The organism is Rhizobium hidalgonense (assembly GCF_002914525.1).
Taxonomy (GTDB): Bacteria; Pseudomonadota; Alphaproteobacteria; order Rhizobiales; family Rhizobiaceae; genus Rhizobium; species Rhizobium hidalgonense.
The window spans coordinates 85,262-107,308 of the sequence record NZ_LODW01000093.1; the positions used below are offsets into that span (position 1 = coordinate 85,262).

16 protein-coding genes and 1 pseudogene are annotated in these 22,047 nt (G+C 63.2%); 8 read left to right on the top strand and 9 right to left on the bottom strand.

All coding sequences use genetic code 11. The features are described 5' to 3' along the window. Window positions 1-146 precede the first annotated feature (146 nt). Window positions 147-3,392: an adenylate/guanylate cyclase domain-containing protein gene (locus ATY29_RS28275; RefSeq protein WP_097533484.1), complete on the top strand. Its 3,246-nt coding sequence runs from the start codon at window positions 147-149 to the stop codon at window positions 3,390-3,392. Between the two features lie 69 nt (window positions 3,393-3,461). Then, window positions 3,462-4,142, top strand: a complete 681-nt coding sequence (locus ATY29_RS28280; protein ID WP_003573110.1) for a peroxiredoxin-like family protein — start codon at window positions 3,462-3,464, stop codon at window positions 4,140-4,142. 37 nt (window positions 4,143-4,179) lie between these two features. Here the strand turns inward: ATY29_RS28280 and ATY29_RS28285 are convergent, their stop codons facing one another. Further along, a complete protein-coding gene (locus ATY29_RS28285) occupies window positions 4,180-5,085 on the bottom strand; it encodes a LysR substrate-binding domain-containing protein (protein WP_097533608.1) in 906 nt (301 codons plus the stop codon). A gap of 104 nt (window positions 5,086-5,189) precedes the next feature. Between ATY29_RS28285 and ATY29_RS28290 the strand changes: the two genes are divergently transcribed. Genes ATY29_RS28290 through ATY29_RS28305 form a run of 4 tightly spaced genes read left to right on the top strand, consistent with a single transcriptional unit; the run spans window position 5,190 to window position 8,966 of the window. Then, window positions 5,190-5,933 (top strand): SDR family oxidoreductase, encoded by a 744-nt coding sequence (locus tag ATY29_RS28290; RefSeq protein ID WP_097533485.1) that lies wholly within the window; start codon window positions 5,190-5,192, stop codon window positions 5,931-5,933. A 2-nt stretch (window positions 5,934-5,935) separates the two neighbouring features. Then, window positions 5,936-6,640 (top strand): cupin domain-containing protein, encoded by a 705-nt coding sequence (locus tag ATY29_RS28295; protein ID WP_003573115.1) that lies wholly within the window; start codon window positions 5,936-5,938, stop codon window positions 6,638-6,640. After that, window positions 6,637-7,740: a flavin monoamine oxidase family protein gene (locus ATY29_RS28300; RefSeq protein ID WP_097533486.1), complete on the top strand. Its 1,104-nt coding sequence runs from the start codon at window positions 6,637-6,639 to the stop codon at window positions 7,738-7,740. The genes ATY29_RS28295 and ATY29_RS28300 overlap by 4 nt, the downstream gene beginning before the upstream one ends. After that, window positions 7,737-8,966 (top strand): MFS transporter, encoded by a 1,230-nt coding sequence (locus ATY29_RS28305; protein WP_097533487.1) that lies wholly within the window; start codon window positions 7,737-7,739, stop codon window positions 8,964-8,966. Before ATY29_RS28300 ends, ATY29_RS28305 begins: the two co-directional genes overlap by 4 nt. Here ATY29_RS28305 and ATY29_RS28310 read toward each other — a convergent pair. After that, a pseudogene (locus ATY29_RS28310) lies at window positions 8,939-10,442 on the bottom strand (winged helix-turn-helix domain-containing tetratricopeptide repeat protein). The gene ATY29_RS28305 and the pseudogene ATY29_RS28310 overlap by 28 nt on opposite strands. Window positions 10,443-10,521: 79 nt before the next feature. Continuing rightward, complete coding sequence (locus tag ATY29_RS28315; RefSeq protein ID WP_003573121.1) at window positions 10,522-11,433, bottom strand: agmatinase; 912 nt, start codon at window positions 11,431-11,433, stop codon at window positions 10,522-10,524. A gap of 131 nt (window positions 11,434-11,564) precedes the next feature. Between ATY29_RS28315 and ATY29_RS28320 the strand changes: the two genes are divergently transcribed. Continuing rightward, the gene (locus tag ATY29_RS28320) at window positions 11,565-12,731 is read left to right on the top strand and encodes an MFS transporter (RefSeq protein ID WP_003573123.1); all 1,167 of its coding nucleotides are present in this window, start codon (window positions 11,565-11,567) and stop codon (window positions 12,729-12,731) included. Between the two features lie 73 nt (window positions 12,732-12,804). On the opposite strand, the gene ATY29_RS28325 is transcribed toward ATY29_RS28320, so the two are convergent. After that, on the bottom strand, window positions 12,805-15,648 hold the full coding sequence (locus ATY29_RS28325; protein WP_097533488.1) for a M16 family metallopeptidase: 2,844 nt from the start codon (window positions 15,646-15,648) through the stop codon (window positions 12,805-12,807). A gap of 194 nt (window positions 15,649-15,842) precedes the next feature. Here ATY29_RS28325 and ATY29_RS28330 point away from each other — a divergent pair, with 194 nt between their 5' ends. Continuing rightward, entirely contained in the window at window positions 15,843-16,823 is a 981-nt protein-coding gene (locus ATY29_RS28330) for a substrate-binding domain-containing protein (RefSeq protein WP_097533489.1), read from the top strand. A 71-nt stretch (window positions 16,824-16,894) separates the two neighbouring features. On the opposite strand, the gene ATY29_RS28335 is transcribed toward ATY29_RS28330, so the two are convergent. From ATY29_RS28335 to ATY29_RS28355, 5 genes are read right to left on the bottom strand one after another with little or no spacing between them, the layout of a single operon-like run. Further along, on the bottom strand, window positions 16,895-18,160 hold the full coding sequence (locus tag ATY29_RS28335; protein ID WP_097533490.1) for an ABC transporter substrate-binding protein: 1,266 nt from the start codon (window positions 18,158-18,160) through the stop codon (window positions 16,895-16,897). Between the two features lie 25 nt (window positions 18,161-18,185). Further along, a complete protein-coding gene (locus ATY29_RS28340) occupies window positions 18,186-19,022 on the bottom strand; it encodes a carbohydrate ABC transporter permease (protein ID WP_003573129.1) in 837 nt (278 codons plus the stop codon). Beyond that, window positions 19,019-19,942: a carbohydrate ABC transporter permease gene (locus tag ATY29_RS28345; protein ID WP_037092926.1), complete on the bottom strand. Its 924-nt coding sequence runs from the start codon at window positions 19,940-19,942 to the stop codon at window positions 19,019-19,021. The genes ATY29_RS28340 and ATY29_RS28345 overlap by 4 nt, the downstream gene beginning before the upstream one ends. Further along, window positions 19,935-21,143, bottom strand: a complete 1,209-nt coding sequence (locus ATY29_RS28350) for an ABC transporter ATP-binding protein (protein ID WP_097533491.1) — start codon at window positions 21,141-21,143, stop codon at window positions 19,935-19,937. Before ATY29_RS28350 ends, ATY29_RS28345 begins: the two co-directional genes overlap by 8 nt. Next, complete coding sequence (locus ATY29_RS28355) at window positions 21,140-21,970, bottom strand: metallophosphoesterase family protein (RefSeq protein WP_037092759.1); 831 nt, start codon at window positions 21,968-21,970, stop codon at window positions 21,140-21,142. The genes ATY29_RS28350 and ATY29_RS28355 overlap by 4 nt, the downstream gene beginning before the upstream one ends. Window positions 21,971-22,047: the final 77 nt, after the last annotated feature.

Sequence of the window (22,047 nt, forward strand, 5' to 3'; positions counted from 1 at the left end):
GTAGCGCTTTCGGAAGTGGCAGCATGCAAGCCGTTCTGTTTAGGGCTTGCAGGCCCCACGCGGCAGGTTCATGCTGCCCCTGTTTAAAGCCCGCTGGTTGCGGTCGAAATCGCCGTGACACATCGGGCCTTCGTGGGACGCGTGCGATGGAGTGCGCCGGCTGCAGTTTCGATATTCAGAGTGGTTTTGCCTTCTGCCCGCGGTGCGGCGCAAGGCAGCCCCTCTCCTGCGCTGCTTGCGGCTGCGCCTGTCAGCCGGATTTTGCCTTCTGTCCGAGATGCGGCGCGTCGATCTCAGGCAAAGCCCCGCCTGCGCCGAAGCCAAGCATCGAGGTAGTGCCGCAGAAATCGGACAGCGATGCCGATCGGCGGCCGGTGACGGTGCTGTTTGCCGATCTCTGTGGCTTCACGACGCTGAGCGAGCAGATCGACCCCGAAATCATGCGTGTGCTGCAGAACGAATTGTTCGAGGAGATGACGCAGGCGGTAGAGGCCTATGGCGGCTTCGTCGACAAGTTCGTCGGCGATGCGCTGCTGGCGCTGTTCGGCGCGCCGGTTGCCCATGAAGACGATCCGGTCCGGGCGCTCGGGGCCGCGCTCGATATGATCCGTCGGGCCACCGAGGTCGGCGAGCGCTGGAACGCCCGCGCCGGCGTGCCGTTGCGTCTGCATATCGGCATCAATAGCGGACCCGTCGTCACCGGCGGCTTCGGTGCCGTCAACACAAAATCCTATTCGGTGACCGGCGACACGGTGAACACCGCCCAACGGCTGCAATCGATGGCGGGCGAAAACGATATCCTCGTCGGGCCGCTGACCTATCGCCTCACCCGCCATGCCTTTGCCTTCGACAGTCTCGGCGCACAGACCTTGCGCGGCAAAAGCGGAAACGTTCTCGTCCATCGGCTAACAGGGCTGCTGGAAGCGCCGCATACGGCGCGCGGGCTGGAAAGTTTCGGCCTTCAGGCGCCGATGATCGGACGGGACGGCGAGATGTCGCGGCTGCTGACCTGCCTCGATCTCGCCTGCGGCGGTGCAGCGCAGCTCGTCCGCCTGATCGGCGAAGCCGGTATCGGCAAATCGCGATTGGTCAACGAATTCGTCGGAACCGCCGGCGATGCGGCCCGTTTCCCCGGCCTTGCCATCCGCAAAGCGACTTGCTCGCCACTCGGCGAACAATCCTACGGCACGCTCGCCGCGGTCGTGCGCAGCGCTTACGGCATCGGCGAGCGGGATGATCTCGACAGGACGCGGCAAATGCTGACAACAGGATTCCGCGCACTCGATCTCACCCAGGAGGATGTCGAGGGGCTTCTGCCGCTGTTTCTGCATGTGCTCGGCCTCGGCGATCCCGATGGGGCGTTGCGGCACATCGAGCCGGAACAGTTGCGGCGACAGATCTTCTATGCGGTGCGCACCGTCTTCGAGCGGCGGCTGGCGCAAGGTCCGCTGCTGCTGGTCATCGAGGATCTGCACTGGGCGGACGCCGCCTCGCTTGAGGTGCTCCGCTTCATGATGGATCGGCTGGAGCGCAGCCGGCTGATGCTGCTGGCGATCTACCGGCCGACATCGCAGACCGATCCGCTGAACTCCGATCGCGTCAACGTTACCGTGCAACGTCTTGACCCGCTGTTTGCGGCCGATGGCCAGAAGCTGCTCGCTGCCTTTTTCGGCGAGGGTCACGGCAAGCTGCCAGTCACGATGCGCAAACGCATCCTCGACCGGGCCGGCGGCAATCCGCTCTTCATCGAAGAAATCCTCCGGGTCCTGATCGACAGGGGCACGTTGCACAATGATGGTCAGCGCTGGCACCTCGCCGCCGAAGACACGGACGTCGACATACCCGTCAACTTGCAAGCCCTGTTGCTTGCCCGTGTCGATCGTCTGCCGCAGGAGATGAGACGCTTGGCGCAGGAGGCAGCCGTCGTCGGGCCGAAATTCGATACCGCCCTGCTCCGCACAGTCACTTTCGACCCAGCCGCCGTCGATGCGGCGCTGGATTACCTCTGCGATGCCGACATCATCGAGGAATTGCGCGGGCCGGATGCCGGGAGCGCCCCAGGCTATCGCTTCAGCCAGACCCTGATGCACGACGTCATCTATCACAATCTGCTGCTGCAACGGCGCATGGAACTGCATCTTCGGATCGGCCGGGTTCTGGAACGCCAATATGGCCTGGCACCCGAGCGGCCCGAGCATCTGGCGCAACTCGGCCATCACTTCAGCCTGACCACCGAAAAGGCCAAAGGCGCCGGCTATCTGATGGCTGCGGGCGATCTGGCACGCAAGACCTACGCCAATGACGATGCCATGCGCCTTTACCGGCAGGCCCTTGCGGCCTTCGCCAATGAGCCGGAGGCGACGGCGGAGCAATTGGCGCTGTTGGAGCGTCTTGGCGACCTCTGCGCTCCTGCCGGCCGCCGCGACGATGCCCTGAACCACTATCAGCAGGCGCTTGCGATCCATCGCGCCAAAGACGACCGGATTGCCGCAGCGAGGATATTGCGAAAGACTGGCCGTCTGCATCTCGATGCAGGACGCCGCGACCAGGCGGAGACCCATTGCGCTGCGGCCGAGGCGATGATCGCGACAATCGATGCGCCGGTCGAACATGCGCATCTCCTGCAGGAGCGCGGCCATCTGGCCTTCCGCATGGGCGATCAGGCTGCGGCCGCCGAGTGGGCGACGCAGGCGCTGCAATGCCTGCAAACACTACCGATCGACGGAACGACCGAGGCCGGGCGGGAGGCGGCGCGCGCAATGGCGGAGGCGCTGAATACCAAGGGTGCAGCGCTTGCCCGGCTCGGGCGCCGCCGCGATGCCGTGCAGGAAGTCGAGCGCAGCCTTTCGGTCGCTGAAAAGGCCGATCTGCAAAGTGCTGCCTGCCGCGCCTATTCCAATCTCGGTGTGCTCTACACGATCGTCGATCCGGCCAGTGCCATCAAGATCTGCCGGCGCGGCCTGGAGGTGGCAACCCGCATCGGTGACCTCGGCTTCCAGGCGCGCCTTCTCGCCAACCTTGCGGTTTCCTGCTGCACCTTTACCGATCGCTGCGCTGCCGAAGGTGTGCCGGCAGCGGAAAAGGCGGTCGAAATCGACCGGGCGCTCGACCAGCGCGACCATCTCTCGGTACCGCTGATCGTCCTCGGGCAGATTCATCAATGCCACGGACAGCCGAACCTAGCCCGTAAGTATTACGAGGAAGCCCTTGAGGTTGCAAAGGAAATTGACGAACCGCAACTGCTCTTTCCGTGTTATGATGGATTAGCGACGCTGAGCCTCGAGCATGACAACATGGACGAGGCGGAACGGTATTTCACGCTGGCGCAGGATGTGTGCATCCGCCACAACCTTGATCCAGGCACGCTCGTCGTCTTGCCGTTTCTCGACTGACCCTCTCAGGGCAACCGCTGGAGATGGGTTAGTTCAATCACGTCAAATGGATAAGAGGAGGAACTAAACATGCAGGAGAACCACTCGGAAAGACCGTTGCAGCCTGGAGATCGGGCGCCGAACGTGGTGCTGGATGCGATCACCCGGCAGGGCAAGATCGCCATCGACGATTTTCGCGGCCAGAAGCCGGTGCTCGTCGGCTTGTTCCGCGGGCTGCATTGCCCCTTCTGCCGACGGCAGATCGCCGCCATGGCCGAACTGACCGATGCATTGCAGGAGAAAGGCATCGACAGCCTGACCGTCGTCAATACGCCGATCGACCGCGCCCGCCTCTATTTCCGCTACCATCCGCTTCCCAATCTGCTGGCCGCCTCCGATCCGGAACGTGTCTCGCACAAGGCCTTCGGCCTGCCGAATCTTCAGTTCACGGAAGACGAGAACGACTGGCCGCACAAAGTCAGCATGAGCACGGTGTCATCGATGCAGATCGACATGCCGGGTGAGCTTCCGGCGCCCATGGGCGTGATGGCGGCGGTGGAATATCTCGACAAGGCCGATGGTTATGAATTCACCGAGGATGACACGCAGATGATCGCGACCGGTCATGGTCAGCTTGTCGGCGAATTCCTCCTCGATCGCGATGGTGTCGTGCGCTGGTGTTTCACCGAAGTCGAGGACGGTGGCCGTCATATGTTCGGCGGTCCCGCGCCCCGGGAGGTGATGTCGGCAGCGTCGAATATGGCCGTTTGAAGCGCGCGATCATTCGTTCGGGATCATTCCTCGGCACCTATCTCGGGCGCGCGACCAGCCAGTCGTGAAACGCCGCAATCTCGTATCGACGCAACGCCTTTGGCGCAGCAACGATGTAATACGCCCACTTCACCGGCCAGCGGACATTAGGCAATAGGTGAACGAGCCTTCCGCTGTCGAGTTCCTGTGCCACGAGCGCCTTGCGTACGAGGGCGACGCCCCTCGCCGCAACGGCAGCCTGGATCACCGCCGCCGTGGAGTTGATCCTCAGCCCGCGTTCCGATGGAACCTGGTTTGCACCGGATCTCGCCAGCCATTCGGCCCATGTCGGAAAGTCGCCGCCCGGGTGCGGCGTGCCGTCATGGATCAGCGTCTGATCGACGATCCACCCGGCGGTCACGTCCCGATCCACGGGCAGCAGCCGATTGTGGCAAACCGCGATAATCTCCTCGCTCATCAGGAATGTCGATTTCACACCCTTCCAGGAACCAAGGCCGCAGCGTATGCCGACATCGGCCTCACCTTGGGCCAGATCGATGACCCTGTCCGACACATCAAGCCGGACATCGATCGTCGGGTAGTTCGTCGAGAAGTCGTCCAATCTTGCAAGCAGCCAGTTGGCAACCAGCGCCTGGGACGCCGTGACCACCACGACCGACCGGGCTTTCCTGCCTCGAAGCTTCCGCAGCCCGGTTTCGAGAAGGTCGAGCCCTTCCGCGATATCATCCAGCGCGTCCTGCGCCTCGTCGACCGGCGTCAGCCTTTCGGCGCCGGAACGGCTCCTCCTAAACAGCGGATAGCCGACCCAATCCTCCAGTGAACGCACGAGCTGCCCGACGGCAGGGGGCGTGACATCCAGCTCGGCTGCCGCTCCGACAAAGCTGCCATGTCTCGCGGAAGCCTCCAGCGCCTGCAGGGACTTCAATCTAGTCAGGTCTCGCATTTCGCTCACGACAAAGATTTTCTTTCTTTGCGGTATGCCCGGTTTTCCTCGCCAATGCAATCGCGTGAGCTACCCTGGAGGAAAGACAAAGAGGTTCCAGGATAATGTTTCAGGGAAAGACGGCATTGATCACAGGCGGCTCGAGCGGGATCGGTCTCGCGGCTGCAAGACAGTTGCGCAATGGCGGTGCGCGGGTGGCCATTGCCGGCCGATCGCAGGAGAAGCTCGACAACGCTGTGGATGATTTGGGCGGCGGTGTCGTTGCGATCCGTGCCGATATATCCTCGCTTGATGACCTGAAGCGCATGCGAACAGAGCTTGAGGACACGTTCGGGTCGCTGGACATCGTTTTCGCAAATGCCGGCGTGGCGCTTGGTACGCCGCTCGCAACCACGGATGAAGAGACCTACGATAAGATCATGGATGCGAATGTGAAGGGCGTCTTCTTCACGGTCCAGGCCGTGCTGCCCTTGATGCGCGAGGGTGGCTCGATCATTCTGAACACCTCCTGGCTGAACCAGGTCGGCACGCCGGGACGGGCGATCCTTTCGGCTTCCAAGGCGGCCGTTCGCTCCTTCGCGCGGACGATGTCGGCCGAACTGATCGACCGCAGGATACGGGTGAACGCCGTCAGCCCGGGCTCGATCGAGACACCTATTCACCGCGGAAAGCACCAGACCGAGGAAGAGTTTCGCGCCTATGCAGAGCGGGTCGGCGCACAGGTGCCGATCGGGCGCATGGGCAGGCCGGAGGAGATCGCAGCCGCGGTTTGCTTCCTTGCCAGCGACGCGTCGAGCTATATGCTCGGTGCGGAGATCGTCGTCGACGGCGGCAGATCGGAGCTTTGACCATGTTGCTCAATGACGACTTCTCCCGGCGCGCCCTAGCTCATGCCGGCCGGCTCGAGTGGATGCCGAGCCCCGCGAAAGGCGTGGATCGGCGCATGCTGTTCCGCATCGGCGGTGAAAAGGCCCGCGCCACCTCGATCGTGCGCTATGCGGCCGGCAGCCGGTTCCCGCATCACGAACATCCAGGCGGTGAAGAGTTTCTCGTTCTGGACGGCGTCTTCCAGGACGAGAGCGGCGACTTCCCGGCCGGCAGCTACGTCAGAAACCCTCCCGGAACCGGGCATGCACCCGGAAGCGGGGACGGATGCGTGATCTTCGTCAAGCTCTGGCAGTTCAAGCAAGGCGACCGGGAACGGATCGTCCGCCTGCCCGGCGAAGGCCGGAGCGGCGGGCTTAGCGATACAGTCACGTCGTCGACGACCCTCTTCGAGGGAGCATACGAGCGTGTAATGCTCGAGGACTGGCGAGCGAATGCCGACATCGAGTTCGCCAATCCCCAAGGACTTGAGCTGCTGGTGATCGACGGCTCCCTGACCGAGGCCGGCGATACACTTGAACGCTGGAGCTGGCTACGCCTTCCCCAGGGCCAAATGTTCCGCGCACGGGTTGGAGATCGTGGCGCAAAGGTCTGGCACAAGGCGGCCCGTCTGCTTCACGACGACGTCTGCAGCTTCGACCAGGCAGAAGATGAAGGACCGGCGAGATGAAAGCATGCAGAGTAGCCGTCGTCGGTGCCGGCCTCGCCGGCCTTTATGCGGCACGCACGCTCCACGCTTCGGGTATCGACGTGATCGTTCTCGAAGCACGGCATCGGCTGGGCGGCCGCATTCTGACGGCCGATGAAGCCGGCATGCCGGCAGAAGACGGCTTCGACCTCGGCCCGTCCTGGTACTGGCCGCAGATGCAGCCGCCGATGGAGACGCTGATCGGCGAACTCAGCCTCCATTCCTTCGCACAAAACAGTGAGGGCGACGTGATCATCGAAAGGATGTCCCGGGAGACGCCGCAGCGCTACCAACCCATAATGGCGGACCAGCAGTCGATGCGGCTTTCCGGCGGCATGGCATCGGTGGTGCGTGCATTGGCGCGCGACGTTCCCGCCGACCGGATCCTCTGCGATGCGACGGTGACGGCGATGTCGCTGTCCGACACCGGGATTGAACTTACCGTCAAAACAGGCCGGGGAAGCAGCGACATCCTCCAGGCGGAGCAAGTTGTCGCGGCCCTCCCGCCCCGGCTGCTGGAAGCGACCGTCAGCTTCAGCCCGGAGCAGGATAAGGCAACCGCCGCCTGCTGGCGCGACACCGCCACATGGATGGCTCCGCACGCGAAGTTTTTTGCCGTCTACGACGAACCATTCTGGCGAACAGCCGGCTTGTCGGGCACCGCGCAGAGCATGGTGGGACCGCTGGTGGAAATCCCTGACGCGACGACCGCCTCGGGCAAGGCCGCCCTCTTCGGCTTCCCAGGTGTCGGCGCAGATCAGCGCGCTGCGCTCGGCGAGGAGACTTTGAAACAAGCCTGCCTGGCACAACTCTCCAAATTGTTCGGCTCAGCGGCCCTCAAGCCTCGAGCGGTTCTGCTGAAGGACTGGGCGGCCGATCCGCTGACAGCCACCGCCGCCGACCGTGTGGGCGGCGGGCATCCGCTGCCGGGAAACTCGCAATGGGTGTCTGGCCTGTGGAAGGACCGCCTCATCCTGGCGGGAAGCGAGACAAGTCCTTCCGAACCTGGTTATCTCGCCGGCGCAGTCGTCGCTGCCGGTCGCGCGGTCGCCGACATCCTGTCGAAGATGGATTCCAGATGAACGTGATGCATCAAGCCTCGGCCGACCCGGCAGCCGCAAAGCGCAACTCCTGGGTCCTGACGGTTGCACAGGCCTTCGGTGGCGCCAATGCTCCGATCATCGTCTCGCTCGGCGGTCTGGTCGGGCAGCATCTGTCGACCGATCCCGATCTGGTCACGCTTCCCGTCAGCCTTCTCAGCCTTGGGCTGGCGCTCGGGACCCTGCCTGCCGCCTGGGTGATGCGTCGGTTCGGACGCAAGTCCGGATATCTGCTGGGCTCGGTGATCGGCGTGGTTTCGGGCTTGATCGCTGCGCTGGGGATTATGCTCTCCAGCTTTTTTGTGTTCTGCCTGGGCACCTGTCTCGCAGGCTTCTATTCCTCCTACGTACAAAGCTACCGGTTTGCCGCGACTGACAATACCACCGCGGCGCAGAGCCAGAAGGCGATCGCCCGCGTCATGGTCGGTGGCCTGATCGCAGCGATCATAGGCCCGCAACTGGTAATTTGGACCCGCGATGCGCTTCCGGGAACGCCCTTCGCCGGAAGCTTCTTCAGTCAGGCCGTCCTTGCAGCCGTGGCATTTCCGGTGCTGCTCATGCTTCGCACATCGACGCCGCCGCCGGCTCATGCATCGGAAAGCGCGCCGGAGCGGCCCCTTTTCCAGATCCTGACATCCCCGCGCTATCTCCTTGCCATGGCAACCGGTGTCGTATCCTACGGGCTGATGACCTTCGTCATGACGGCGTCGCCGATCGCCATGGTCGGGCATGGTCACTCGATCGACCAGGCGGCATTGGGCATCCAATGGCATATTCTCGCCATGTATGCCCCGAGCTTCGTTACCGGCCGCCTGATGGTGCGCTTCGGCAAGGAACGCGTCGCGGCCGTCGGCCTGCTTCTCATCGGAAGTTCGGCGGCCGTCGCGCTCTCCGGCTTCGACATCGCCCATTTCTGGCTCTCGCTGGTTCTGCTCGGCATCGGCTGGAACTTCGGCTTCATCGGAGCAACCGCCATGGTGGCCGACTGCCACACGCCGGCGGAACGCAGCAAGGTGCAGGGCGCAAACGACTTCATGGTCTTCGGTACGGTCGCCTGCGCATCTTTCTCAGCCGGGTCGCTTCTCCATAGCTCCGGCTGGGAGACGATCAACTGGATCGTCCTTCCGGCCGCCGCCCTGGTGCTGGTTCCGCTGGTCTGGCGGGCGGCGCGGCCCGGCGATCATTCGGGAAGACCGGCCTTACGATAGCCATCGACGAAATGCTCGCGCGTTCGAGCGTCGCGGAACGGCTCGGTTTCTGCCCAGTGACGGATGGAAAAATGCGGGTTCGCGACGAGGAAGAGGTCGGTCTCGGCGCGAGCCTCGTCGAGCCGCCCAAGCTGGGCAAGGCTTGCCGCCAGGAAACGGCGTGAGCTTGTGCGATAGGTCTCGTCGCGGCGCAGCGTCTCGACGGCGGCAGCATATTGCCCGGCCGCATATTGCGCCTGACCGAGCGTCAGATAGTACCAGCTTGCCGGAAACGGGTTCAGCCGGAACGCTTTGCGAATGTGTTCGAGCCCCTCCCCGACCCGGCCGGCAAGGACGGTGATGTCGGATAGCGCCGCAAAAGTATCGGCCTCGTTCGGATCGAGCTCGATCGCCTTGGCGAATTCGGCATCCGCTTTTTCGAAATCGCGATCATAAGCAAGCAGGTAAGCCAGGACCCAACGGCAGCCGGCATCGTTGGGATCGATCGCGGCAGCCTTGCGCCAGTTCCATAGCAAGACTACGGCGGGATTCCGTCGGCCCGCCGCTATGAACCCATCCCATCCAGTGGTTCATGGCAAGCCAGCGATAGGCCTCGGCATAATCGGGGTCGAGGGAGACGGCGCGTGTTAGCATCAGATGCGCCTCCTCAGCCGCCTGCGGGGAATCGTCCATCAGCCTGCGCGCCCGCACACAGAGATCGTAAGCCTCGAGGCTGCTTGGCCGTTTGCGCGGCGGTGGTGCGCGCAGCCGCCCGAGCAGCGCCTCGACGATCTTCTCCGTCACCTCGTCCTGAACGGCAAAGATATCGTCGAGGCTGCGATCGAAGCGTTCCGCCCATGGGTGATCGCCGCTGACGGCGTCGATCAGCTTGGCATTGATGCGCACCCGCCCTGCTGCGCGTCGGGCGCTGCCTTCGAGGAGGTAACGCACGCCGAGTTCCTCGGCGATCTCTCCCACGTCGACCGCCTTTCCCTTGTAGGAAAAAGCCGAATTGCGGGCGATGACGAACAAGCCCGGGATCCTGAGGTCGGTAATCAGGTCCTCCGTCAACCCATCGGCGAAGAATTCCTGCTCCGGATCGTTGCTGATACTGACGAAGGGCAGCACAGCTATAGATGGCCGGTCGGGCAGCGGCAAAGCTTTCGGCTTGACGGCGCCGAGCTGATGCATTGCCCCGGTAAAGCGGTAGCCGACGCGCGGAACCGTGGCAATCCACTGGCGGCCGTCAGCAGCCGGGCCAAGCAGCTTTCGCAGCTGCGCGATCTGGACGGTGAGGTTGCCCTCCTCGACGGCCCTGCCGGGCCAGGCCGCATCCATCAACTCCGCCTTGCCGAGAATTTCGCCGGCGCGCCCGACGAGCGCCGCTAGCAGCTTCAGCCCGCGATGGCCGACGGCAACCGGATCGTCATTCCGAAGGAGCGTTCCCGCAGCCGGATCAAGCACGAACGGACCAAAGGCAAAATGAAACTCCTGCATAGGCTTATCCTAGAGTCTTTAAAGCTTGGATGAAACTCGCTCGTGATCCCATACACGTGGCTTGCTGTGCGAAGCAGGATCAAGTCTGCCGGACGATGGCGCCGATCGCATTGACGAGGACCCGCGCGGCGGTGAGCGCCGACAGGCCGGCGATGTCGGCGGGAGGATAGAGCTCGACAAGATCGAATCCCGCGATCCTCGCCCGTCTGCCGAGGCCGGCGATCAGGTCGATCACCTGCGTGTAGGTGAGGCCACCGGGGGTACGCGCCGCCACGCCCGGAATGATGCCCGGATCGATGCTGTCGCAATCAAGGGTGACGACGACCTGCACTCCGTCCGGGATATGCTGGAGGGCGGCGCCGACGCCCTGGCTATGAACCTCGCGAGCGGTCACAAAACAGCTGCCATAGCGTTGCGCCGCTTCGACGTCGGCGGTGCGCCCGCTGCCGACACTGCGCAGGCCGACTTGCACCATGCCGGCGACATGCGGCATCTCGCTCGCTCGGCGCATCGGACTTGAATAGCCGTGTTGTTCGCCATGCACCCCGTCGCGCCAGTCGATATGGGCGTCGATCTGCAGGACCCAGACCGGCCCTTGCGCCGCAAAGCCGGCAAGGAACGGAATGGTCACGGAACAGTCGCCGCCGAGCAGGATCGGTATGGCCGGCAGCGCCAATAGCTCACGCGTCTTCGCCTCGATCCGAGCCCTGTTGCCGATATTGTCGTGCATGGTGGTTTCGACATCGCCGGCGTCGATGCATGAGATCGGCTTGCCTCCGAACAGCGGACCGCCGAGATCGAAATCCCAGTGCTCGACGAGCCCGGCATCGATCTGGCTTGCAGTACGGATGGCGCCGGCGGCCAAGGCATAGCCGCTGCTGTCCTTGCCGGGATAGGTGGTGCCGTGGGCAGCCGCGAAAATCACCGCGCGGGGCAAACGATCATCAGCGAGGCGATTGGGAAGGCCGAGAAAAGTGGGTGAGGCGGTCATTTCCTGATAGTCCTGCGTTCGATCCTGACTTGTTTAGCCCTTTTGGAAATTTTTGAGAACTTTTTGGGAGACCTTAATTACGGCGCTCGCCATTTCCCGCAGAATTCATCCTCTTGAGCGAGGACATCTGCATGAGTGCCGAAACTATCCCATCACCGACGAGGGCCCGCATCCCATGGGCGGCGATGGCTGGGATCATCGCGACCGTCACGGTATTCGCCGTGGCGCAGGGGCTGACCTATCCCCTGCTGAGCTTCATCCTGGAGCGGCAGGGAACGACATCTGGCCTGATCGGCCTGTCGGCGGCGATGACGCCGCTGGGTTTCATCGTATCGGCGCCCTTCATTCCGGCGCTGTCGCGGCGCCTGGGCGGGGCGCGGCTGGCCATTCTGTGTGCGATCCTGGCCGCCCTCACCCTGATTGTGATTGGCTTAATGCAGAATGTTTGGGCCTGGATGCCGCTGCGCTTGCTGCTCGGCGTCTTCGCCAATCCGCTATATGTGATCAGCGAGACGTGGCTGATCTCGATCACGCCGGCGCTGCGGCGCGGCCGTATCATGGGCCTTTATTCGTCGATCGTTTCAGCAGGCTTCGCCATCGGGCCGCTGTCGCTCGGCCTCACCGGCACGGAGGGCTGGCCGCCCTTCGTGATCGGCATCGCGGCCTTCCTCGCCTGCGGTTTCATCGTGATTGCCGTCGCGCCACGCGTGCCAAAGATGCCTGGTGAAGGCGAGGCAACATCGCTGGGCGGCTTTCTCGTGCTGGCGCCGCTGCTGTTGTTTGCGGTTTTCACAGCTGCCGCCTTCGAACAGATCCTGCTTTCTCTCTTCGCAGTCTATGGCGCGGCGCTCGGCAGCGCCGAGGGACGCATCGCTTCGCTGCTCACCTGTTTCATCGCCGGTAATGCCGTGATGCAGATCTTGCTCGGTCGCCTCGCCGAACTGTTCGGCTCGAAGCCCACCATGGCATTCTGCGTCCTGGCTTGCCTTGCCGGTTGCCTGCTGCTGCCGTTGGTCTTCGACGCATGGCTGATCTGGCCACTGGTTTTCGTCTGGGGCGGGGTCTCGTTCGGGATCTACACCCTATCGCTGATCCAGCTCGGCGAGCGTTTTACCGGCCAGGCCCTGATCGCCGGCAACGCGGCCTTCGCCTTGGCTTGGGGAGTCGGCGGCATGGCGGGCTCGCCCGCGGCAGGATTGGCGATGCAACTGATCGGACATCAAGGGCTGCCGTTCTCCCTTGGCCTGCTCAGCTGTGTCCTGGCGGTGTTTCTGATGGCCGAGAGACGGCGGAGCTGATCGCGGAATTTCCTTGTGCTCGCAGCGGACCTCCGTTTGCTGGCGACGGTTCAACCTATACCATTCGAAGCACCTATCGTACCGCCGCAGGCAGCACTTCCATTTTCCAGAAGTTTTCCGGGTTGAAATAGGTCGCGGCAAATTCGCGGATATCCTCGGGGGTGATCTTGTCGTAGCCGCTGAGATTGTCGCGTATCCGGTCCAAGCGGCGCTCATCCGTCTGAGCGCCGCGCAGATATTCAATCCAATATTCGTTGCTCTGCCGCTGGTGCTTCAGTGTCTCGATGATCGGTTCCCGGGCGCGTGCGAACTCGTCCGAAGAGACACCATGCGACCGCAGGTCGTTGGCGACTTCAGCGACAAGTGCATAGAAGCGCGCGATCTTTGCCGGCTCCGTTTCGACGTAGAAAAACGCGTAGCCATAGCCGGGAATTTCCCGTGACAGGTTTGTGTCACCCTCCAGGACGTAGCTTGCGCCTTCGGCGATACGAAACTGGTCAATCAACCTGTTCTGGAAAATCTGGGTGGCGATATTGGCCGTGAACGACCGCGGCAGATCGGAGAGCAAATCGCCGATCGGAACTCCGAAGGCAGCGGCCGCATTATCCGCCCTGCCGCTATGGGTCAGCAAGACGGGCGTCTTGTTCGCCGCCGGAAAACGCACGTCACCCCAATCATTGCTCGGCGCTGCCTCCGGCCGCGGCGGCAAAGCGCCGAAGGTTTCAGCTGTCATCCGGATTGCGCCATCCACCGTGACGTCGCCGACGATGGTGATATCGATCGGGCCGTTGGAAACCATAGGCCGGAACAGGGTCTCGAAATCTTCCGGCTTAGCGGCGGACAACTCAGCGCGATTAGGGAAGGTCCAGCGCGGATCGCCGGAATGCACGAGACCTGCGAAATCACGACTGACAACGCCGCCGGGGGTCGCCTGATACTGATCGAGGCCGCTTAAATAGGCCTGCTGCACCCGCTTGAATGCCTCTGGGCGGTATGCGGGATCGGAAGTGTATGCCGCCATCAGCTGCAATTGCGTCGCAAGATCTTCCGTCCGCGTGCGACCGTCGAACTTAAAGGAGCTGTCGCCGACCGAGAAGTCGATGCCGACGATGTTGGCCGTCAGCGCTTTCTGTATATCCTGGTAATCCATCGCCTTCACGCCTGATAGCGCGACGGCCGGAGATGCCCAGATCGGGGCGGGACGGTCCTGCGACAGCTCCAGCCGGCCGCCGTCGACATCTTCGCGCACCAGCACCTCGTTGGCGCGCAGCTTGGTCGGCTTGACGGTCAGCCGTACGCCGTTGGAAAAGCGCACCATGGTCAAGCCGAGATCATCGACGGCGCGGCGTTCGACCACGGCGCCGGTCTCGCCGAAATGAGTATAGGGCCAAGCGACGTCGGCTGCACCGGTTGATGCCGAGACAGCAATAGCCTTTGAAGCATTATAGACTTGCCGAACCGCATCGGCTCCGCCCTCGGGTGACTGCGCGGTCTGCAGCACGACCTGTGGACCATTGCCGGAGAAAGCTTGCCGCAGGGACTGATTGACCTCGGCCGCCGTGACGCCGTTCGTTATCGTCTCGAACAGCGAAAGGTCTTCGGCGGGCGATGTGAAAACCTGATCGTCATCGACGCTGCTCGCCAGCATGGAAGCGATGTCGGTGGTCGTGCGCGTCGCGGCGCCAGCTGCGGCAGCCTGGAGGGCAGAGCGGTATTCGAGGATTTCGCGATCGATCTCTGCCTGCGCAACGCCGAATTCCTGGATACGCCGCTGTTCCTGATCAATGGTCTTGAGCGCCGCCTGCCATTTATCCGGCTCGGAATTCGCCGCGATCAGGACGACATGCGCGGAATCGAGCAGATTCTGGGAGCCGACGCCGGCACTGATGAAAGGGGCGTCCGCCTTGCTGGCGATGGTGCTCACCCGACGCTTGAGCACCAACAGGCCGAGATCTTCGATAAACCCGGCGCGGCGCTTGGCGAACGTGTCGGGCGCGGCGTCATAGGGACGCGTCCAGGCGACCTGTATGCTGGTCATGCCGCCGGGAACGACGAGGACGTCCGCGCTTTCGCCTTTCGTCTCCAATGTGCCAGGATCCGGTTTTGCAGGCGGCGGCCCCAAGGCCTTCCAGTCGCCGAAGCGTTGCCGGATTTCGATTTCCATGGCCGCGGGGTCGATATCGCCCACAACCATCAGCGTCGCCCGCTCGGGCCGGTAATTGGCCCGGTAGTAATCACGGACAAGATCCACGGGGGCATTGCTGATGATGTCGGTCTTGCCGATCGGCGCGCGCATGGTCGCGCGCCGGCCGGCGAGCAACGAATTCATGATTCCGAGCCCGGCGCGATATTGCGGCGTGTCGCGCAGCCGCTCCTCCGACAGGATGACGCCGCGTTCGCGATCGAAGGCGCCGGCATCGAGGGTCAGCTCGCTCGCCGTCTCCCGCATCAGCATCAGGCCCGTCGAAACCGTGTCGGCATCGACCTCGGGAAGATCGAGCGCATAGACAGTCTCATCATAAGAGGTATGGGCGTTGGTATCAGGCCCAAAGGCCAGGCCCTTGCGCTGCAGAATGCGGATAATCTCCCCTTCGGCGACATGTGTCGAACCCTTGAAGGCCATGTGCTCAAGAAAATGCGCCAGGCCCTGCTGGTTGTCGTTTTCCTCAAGCGAGCCGGAGCCGATACGAAGGCGGATCGCTGCCTGCCCGGGTGGCGTGGCATTGCGCATGATCGCAAATCGCATTCCATTGGCAAGCGTGCCGAAATGGACGTTGGTGTCGGCTTGGAGGTCGCTTTGCGTTTGCGGCCAGGGCGTGGACAGGGTGTCCGCATAGGTCGACGACGCGAAGCTTGCGACAAGGGCGACCGTCGCGAGAAACCGCCAGGCGGCGGAGCATTCCATTTTGTGAAACATTCTTGTCCAGGGATGAGCTTGAAGGGGGGATCGCGTTGATCTGACTATTCCACAGGTTGCATTTTTCTTCAACTTCCCTGTGTGCGAGACGACGAGAAGCGAAAACTTCGGCTAGCGCCTCACCCAATGTCAGACCAATGTCATCGAAGTCTCCTAAGGGATTGCGCCTTATCTGTCACCAGGAGGCGTTTTCGATGGCGACATTGCAGCAGGTCGCATTCCGGGCCGGATGCTCGCTGGCAACGGCAAGCCGGGTCCTCAACCGCAATGGACCGGCGAGCGAGCTGATGGTGCGCAAGGTGCGCCGCGCCGCCGCAGAACTCGGCTATCGCCCGGCCGGCCTCTCCGCCGGGCGGATCGGGCGCAGGCCGGTGGTCGGCGTGCTGATTCCAAGCATCACCAATCCGGTCTTTGCCTCGTCGCTGTCGAGCATCCAGAACCGCATGCTGGTGGCCGGCCATGGCGTGTTGATCGCCCAGTCGAATTACGATCCGGGGCGCGAGGCCGATGCCGTCGCAGCACTTCTGAACGACCGGCCAACCGGGCTGATCCTGACCGTCTGCGATCCCTCGACCAGCGAGGCGCTGCTGGCCAGGCTGCCGCCGACCGTGCTGCTCAACAACCTGCCGACCGCGCAGTTTCCGGCGGCCGTCACCGCCGACAATCGCGGCGCCGGCCGCGAGATCGCCACCTTCCTGATTGGCATGGGGCATCGCCGCATTCTCGTCCTCTCCGGCAATTTCGCCGCTTCCGACCGCGCCCGCCTTCGCCACCGGGGTTATCTCGACGCCATGGCGGAGAACGGACTGACACCGCTCGACGCCGTGCAGATCCCCTTCGTCGGCGGCTATGACCAGCTCGATCTCGGTACGACAATGACCTCGCTGGCGCCGACTGCGATCATCGCCTCCAACGACCTTCTGGCGCTCGGCGTCATCGGCGCGCTGAAGCGGGAGGGGCTGTCGGTGCCCGGGGATGTTTCGGTTGCCGGCTTCGACGGCATCGCCATCGGTCGGCTGATCGATCCGCCGTTGACGACAATCGAAATGCCGGATGCGAGCATGGGGGCGACAGCCGCCTCGCTGCTGCTCGACATGGCGGAGAACGCCGCCCCTGCCCGCCATCTCGATGTCGCCTATACGCTTCGCCGCGGTGGCACGGTGCGCGCCATCTGAAGCTTCGAAACAAAAGGGCCGCCACGCGCTTGGCGTGGCGGCCCTACCCTCTTCCCTGACGGGCAGGATCATCAGCTGCGCGGCAGCATGCCCTCGACATCGGCGGCCGCGTCGTCGAGCACTTCCTTCGGCTCGGCCGACTGGTCGACGGTGCGCGAGAGATTGTCGACGATCGTCTGCGTGACCTTGACGCCGTTGGAACCCGGGAAGGCATACCACGGGATCATCACCGGCATCTGGCTGAGGCCTGCCTGGAACAGCCGGTTCTGCTTGTAGAAGTCGCCGAGATATTCCGGCGACTTGGCGGCAAGCTCGTTGTTCGGGACATAGCCGGTGCCGGGCACGACGACGGAGGCGCCGTAGGGGCCGGCGGCAAATTTGGCGAACTTCCAGGCAGCATCCTGCTTGGCGGCGTCATGCGTCAGGATGACGACGGCGTTGCCGCCGGTGGGAAGACGGCCGTTGACCGGATCGATCAGCGGGATCTTGGCGGTGCGCAGATCGAACTTATCGCCGACATTCTTGATGGTGTTGCGCAGCGCGCCCGTTGTCTGGAATTCGAAACCGACCTTGCCGGCTGCGAAAGCCTGTTCGCCGGCAGGCTTGGTGAAGACGGGCATGCCGCCCTCGGTGACGAGGCGATGCAGAACTTCGACGGCCTTTTCGCCTTCCGGGCCGTTGAAGGCAACCTTGCTTTCGTCGTCGCTCAACATCTTGCCGCCGGCGCCGAAAAGCAGTGCGGAAAACATCCAGTCGTCACCCTGCCAGCGGAAATCGATGCCGTCGACGCCGTTGCCGAGCGCCTTGATCTTGCCGCCGAGGGCGATGACCTCGTCCCAGGTCTTCGGCGGATTGTCGGGATCGCCGCCGGCCGCCTTCACGAGATCGGCGTTGTAATACATGATCGGATTGGAGGTGGCGAAAGCCAAGCCTACCTGCTTGCCCTTGACCTGGGCAAGCTTGAGGATCGTGTCGGAGAAACCCTGCTCGGCCATGTTGCCGTCCTTCTTGACGAGCGGGCCGAGGTCGACGGCGACGTCGCGTTCGTCGAGCATGCGCAGGCGGTTCAGGCCGATGAAGGTGATGTCGGGCATTTCGCTGGTGCCGACCTGGCGAAGGATCGTCTGGATGCCTTCTTCATAGGTTGCCGAGGGGCTGGCAAACTGGATCTTGATATCGGGGCTCTCAGCCATGAATTTCTTCGAGATCGTGTCCATCACGTCCTTGAAGAAACCCGGCATCGGGTAATGAACCGTCAGCGTCGTTTCGGCATGCGCCGGAAGCGCGATTGCCATCGAGACGGCCGCTGCGGCGAGAAGCTGGGTGATTTGTTTCATCGCTCGTTCTCCTGGTTGAAGCCGGTCAGCCTTTGAGACCGGTCATGGTGATGCCCTCGACGAACCGCTTCTGCGCAAGCAGGAAGGCGGCGACGAGGGGAAGGGTAATGATGAGGGTCGCGGCCATCAGCGCGCCGTAATCGTCGCCGGCTTCGGCGGCGCGGAAATACATCAGCCCAAGCGGTGGCGTGGCATAGTCCTGCTTGCTGATGACGATCAGCGGCCAGTAGAGATCGTTCCAATGGGCGACGACCGAGAAGATGGCGAAGGCGGTGACCGCGGGCCAGGCATTCGGCACGATGACGCGGGCGACGATGCCGAGCTCCGACATGCCGTCGAGACGGGCGGCATGGATGAGATCGTCGGGCATTGCGCGAAAGAACTGCAGGAACATGAAGATCGCGAAGACCGAAATGGTGAAGGGCGCGACCAGAGCGGCATAGCTGTTGAGCAGCGAGGTACTGTTGAAAGCGACATAGAGCGGCAGCGCGGTCGCATGGATCGGCACGAGAAGGCCGAGCATGACCAACACCATCATGGCGCGGGCGGCGGCGAAGCGCAGCTTGGCCATGGCGTAGGCGCAGGGGATCGCCACCAGCACCTGGAGCAAGAAGATCAGCCCGCAGACGACGACGCCGTTCCACAAGAGCCGCGCCATCGGCACCCGGCTCAGGGCCTTGGCGAAATTCTCGGCATAGGCGAGATGCGCCGGTATCAGCGACAGCGATGAAGTGAAGATGTCGCTCTGCGTCTTGCCGGCCGCCGAGATCATGAAGATGTAGGGCGCGAGGAAAATGATCGCCCCGACGGAAAGCAGGCTCAGGCGGATGATCCTGCCGAGGGAAAAAGCGCTCGCCATCATGTGTAATGCACCCGGCGGTCGAGAATGCGGTATTGCAGGAACATCAGCACCACGAGGATCAGCAGAAACACCACCGTCATTGCCGAGGCGTAGCCGACGCGCAGGTAGACGAAGCCCTCCTGGTAGATCGTGAAGAGCAACACCTCAGACGCCTTGTTCGGGCCGCCCTCGGTCAGCGTCTTCACAGTCTCGAAGACCTTGACCGCATTGGTGATGCTGATGGTGATGACGAAAAGCGTCGTCGGTCCGAGCATCGGCCAGGTGACCAGCAGGAAGCGGTCGAAGGAGGATCTGGCGCCGTCGACTTCGGCTGCCGCATAAAGCTCGCGCGGGATCGCCGTCAGCCCGGCCAGGAATAGCACCATGTTGAAGCCGGCCGATTGCCAGACGCCGATGATCGACAGGCTGTAAAGCACCGTGCCGGAGCTGCCCAGCCAGTTCGGGCCGGGCAATCCCGCAAGCGCCAGCAGCGCGTTAACCGGGCCGATCGTCGGGTGGAACATATATTGCCAGACGGTCGCCATGGCGACGATCAGCGAGGCGACCGGCAGGAAGTAGGCGGTGCGGAAGAAGCTGCGCGCCGCGGTCTCACTCTCGATCAGCATGGCGATGCCGAGGCCGAGAAGGATCGAGACCGGTGCTACGATCGCCGTATAGACCGTCGTATTCCACAGCGACTTGCGAAAGGTGCGGTCGGTGATCAGGTGCGCGTAATTTTCGAAGCCGACGAAACGGAACTTGCCGTAACCGAGTTCGAAGTCGGTGAAACCGAGGGCGACGACAGCCGCGACTGGCAACAGCACGAAGAGAAACAGCAGGACGACCGCCGGCAGCACCAGCATCCAGGCGATGCGGGCCTCACTGCGGCGATGCGCAATGGCGGCACTATCAGGGATGACCAGGGAGGCGACGCTAGCCATGCGCCCTCTCCCGCTCGGCATCGGAATTGCCAGCAGGCCCGGCATCAGTAGCGCTGAGTCCGGCATCACCACTCGCAACGAAGCCGGCCAGCCGGCTGCCGTCCTCGGCAAAGATCAGCGTGCGGCCTGGCGACAATCGCAGTCCGACGGCATCGCCCGCCGCAAGCCCGGAGGCTTCGGACGGCTGTACCTTGGCGATGATCGTCTCACCGATCGCGTCGAGCCGGCAATGGAGGATGACCTCGGACCCCAGGAATTCGAGGCGTTCGATCCGGGCCGCAAGGCCGTCGTGCCGGCTCTTGGCGAGAAAGACGAATTCCGGGCGAATGGCGAGCATCACCGGCATCTTGCTGTCGGGTGCATTTTCAAGCGTCAGCCGCAGGCCGCCGCAGAGAACGACACCGCCTTCGGCAAAGGCGGGAAGCAGGTTGATGCGCGGCTGGCCGATGAAGCGGGCGACCTCGATATGGGCCGGATCGTCATAGATGACCTGAGGACTTGCGATCTGCAGCAATCGGCCGCCCATCATGACGGCGACGCGGTCGGCCATCGACAGCGCTTCCGCCTGGTCATGGGTGACATAGAGCGTCGGCACGCCGGCGCGGCGATGGAGTTCGACGATTTCGCCGCGGGCGTGGACGCGCAGGTTGGCGTCCAGATTGGACAGCGGCTCATCCATCAGGAAGATGCTCGGCTGGCGCACCATGGCGCGGGCGAGCGCCACGCGCTGGCGCTGGCCGCCCGACATCTGGCCGGGCTTGCGGTCGAGCAGGTGGTCGATCTTCAGCGATGCCGCCATCTCCCGGACGTCGCGGGCGATCGCCGCGCGGGTGGCGCGCTGGCCCGGCATCAATGATCCAACGAAAGGCAGCCGCTCCATTCTCGACAGGCGGCGCATCGCCAGCGGTACGGCAATATTCTGCGAGGCCGTCAGATGCGGATAGAGTGCGTAGGATTGGAAGACCATGGCGATGTTGCGCTCAGCAGCCGCCACACCGGACATGTCTCGTCCGCCGATCAGGATCTCACCACGGTCGGCATGGTCGAGGCCGGCGAGAACGCGCAGCAGCGTGCTCTTGCCACAGCCGGAGGGGCCGACCAGCGCGATGAATTCACTCGCCCCGACATCGAGGCTGACGCCATTGAGGATCTGGTTGCCGCCGAATGCCTTGGCGATGCCGCGAAGCGAAAGCGCGCTCATTCGACGGGCTCCCGCTGCTTGACCGCCTGGGGGTAGACCTCGTGCACGACGTCGTCGAGCACATAAGCAGTCATGCCTGGGACGGCGACGATCTCGCTTTCGACCGATGTATCGAACTCGTGAACGACGGCGCCGATCAGGCGCTCGCCCGGCATCTCGCGCTCCATCTTGTCGATGATGAAGGCGGCCGACGGACCCCAGATCAGCTGGGTATTGTCGAAACGTCCCTGCCAGGCCCAGTGGAGATGGCCGCTGGCAAACAGCGCCACGTCATGGGCTGCTATCAGATCATAGAGCCGCCGGCGCTGGACCGGACGAACGCTCCAGTAGCCGGTATCGCCTTCATCCGGTGCATCGACGAACAGAGGTTTGTGGGCGAAAAGGGCCACGCGCCGCCCTGCCCTCTCTTCGAATGCCTTGGCGAGCCATTCGAACTGGGCCTCTTCCTCCTCGTCCTCATGACCGAGAAGCAGCGAATTCAAGCCGATGAAGCGCCACCCGGCCGCATCCTCCTGCCAGCGATCGTCACCGGCAAGGCTGCGCCAGCGGGCCAGCCGCTCGGTATTGACGGGTTGGTCGGAATCCTTGAGATGGCCGACATCGTGATTGCCGGGAACGATCAGCATTGGGATCGACACCTGGCGCATCAGATCCATCGAAAAGGTGATGTCCTCGTCCTTGTCGGCACCGTCGACGGTGAGATCGCCGGTATGGACGAGCAGGTCGGCGCCGGTCCTTTCGATCCAGTTCAGAAGCGGCGCCCAGTTGCCGTTGAAATGCGGCTTGTTCGGGCTGAAATGGGTGTCGGTGATCTGAATGATTTTCATGAGCGCGTCTCCGAGACCTGGGAAGCGCATCCTGCGCACTCCCTTCTCGGGCCCTCTCTAGAAGGCTCCCATGTCAA

Bases quoted from the DNA above. Each gene is read 5' to 3' on its own strand.
- ATY29_RS28300 (WP_097533486.1), top strand. From the start codon at position 6,637: ATGAAAGCATGCAGAGTAGCCGTCGTCGGTGCCGGCCTCGCCGGCCTT.
- ATY29_RS28280 (WP_003573110.1), top strand. From the start codon at position 3,462: ATGCAGGAGAACCACTCGGAAAGACCGTTGCAGCCTGGAGATCGGGCG.
- ATY29_RS28345 (WP_037092926.1), bottom strand. From the start codon at position 19,942: ATGGCTAGCGTCGCCTCCCTGGTCATCCCTGATAGTGCCGCCATTGCG.
- ATY29_RS28340 (WP_003573129.1), bottom strand. From the start codon at position 19,022: ATGATGGCGAGCGCTTTTTCCCTCGGCAGGATCATCCGCCTGAGCCTG.
- ATY29_RS28350 (WP_097533491.1), bottom strand. From the start codon at position 21,143: ATGAGCGCGCTTTCGCTTCGCGGCATCGCCAAGGCATTCGGCGGCAAC.
- ATY29_RS28330 (WP_097533489.1), top strand. From the start codon at position 15,843: ATGGCGACATTGCAGCAGGTCGCATTCCGGGCCGGATGCTCGCTGGCA.
- ATY29_RS28275 (WP_097533484.1), top strand. From the start codon at position 147: ATGGAGTGCGCCGGCTGCAGTTTCGATATTCAGAGTGGTTTTGCCTTC.
- ATY29_RS28355 (WP_037092759.1), bottom strand. From the start codon at position 21,970: ATGAAAATCATTCAGATCACCGACACCCATTTCAGCCCGAACAAGCCG.
- ATY29_RS28295 (WP_003573115.1), top strand. From the start codon at position 5,936: ATGTTGCTCAATGACGACTTCTCCCGGCGCGCCCTAGCTCATGCCGGC.
- ATY29_RS28315 (WP_003573121.1), bottom strand. From the start codon at position 11,433: ATGACCGCCTCACCCACTTTTCTCGGCCTTCCCAATCGCCTCGCTGAT.
- ATY29_RS28305 (WP_097533487.1), top strand. From the start codon at position 7,737: ATGAACGTGATGCATCAAGCCTCGGCCGACCCGGCAGCCGCAAAGCGC.
- ATY29_RS28285 (WP_097533608.1), bottom strand. From the start codon at position 5,085: ATGCGAGACCTGACTAGATTGAAGTCCCTGCAGGCGCTGGAGGCTTCC.
- ATY29_RS28320 (WP_003573123.1), top strand. From the start codon at position 11,565: ATGAGTGCCGAAACTATCCCATCACCGACGAGGGCCCGCATCCCATGG.
- ATY29_RS28325 (WP_097533488.1), bottom strand. From the start codon at position 15,648: ATGTTTCACAAAATGGAATGCTCCGCCGCCTGGCGGTTTCTCGCGACG.
- ATY29_RS28335 (WP_097533490.1), bottom strand. From the start codon at position 18,160: ATGAAACAAATCACCCAGCTTCTCGCCGCAGCGGCCGTCTCGATGGCA.
- ATY29_RS28290 (WP_097533485.1), top strand. From the start codon at position 5,190: ATGTTTCAGGGAAAGACGGCATTGATCACAGGCGGCTCGAGCGGGATC.